This is a genomic window from Lactobacillus sp. C449L, from assembly GCF_059900815.1.
This window is the reverse complement of sequence record NZ_JBWXGA010000330.1, coordinates 1-427: the sequence shown is the minus strand read 5'-3', so window position 1 is coordinate 427 and position 427 is coordinate 1. Positions and strand designations below refer to the sequence as shown.

The 427-nt window shown below is 77.0% G+C and carries 1 protein-coding gene; it reads left to right on the top strand.

The window, feature by feature from the left end:
* Window positions 1-427 (top strand): YgjP-like metallopeptidase domain-containing protein (locus AC2JF9_RS09615; protein WP_500727336.1); only part of this gene is annotated, 427 nt, incomplete at both ends.

The following is a 427-nucleotide window of genomic DNA, read 5'->3' as shown; positions in this document are numbered from 1 at the left end:
GCTCCGGATCGACCGCAGAACCGGCGGCGTGGTGCTGACGGTGCCGCGCGGCGCCTCGCGCAGGCGCGCGCTCGAATGGGCGGTGGGGCAGCGGCCGTGGGTGGAGGCGGCGCTCGCGGGCATCGCGCCGCGGGAGCAACTCGCGCCCGGCGCCTCGGTGCCGTTCAGGGGCGTGGCGCATCGCATCGACTGGCGCCCCGACCGGCCGCGCACGATCAGCGTCGCGGAGGGACGGCTGCTGGTCGGCGGGCCGGTGGAGGGTGTCGAGGCGCGCGTGCTGCGCTGGCTGAAGCGGCAGGCGCTGGCCTTGCTCAGCGAGGAGACGGCCGAGTTCGCCGCCAAGGCGGGGGTGGGCGTCAGCCGCGTCGGCGTCGGCGACCCGGTGTCGCGCTGGGGCAGCTGCTCGTCATCGGGTGCGATCCGCTAC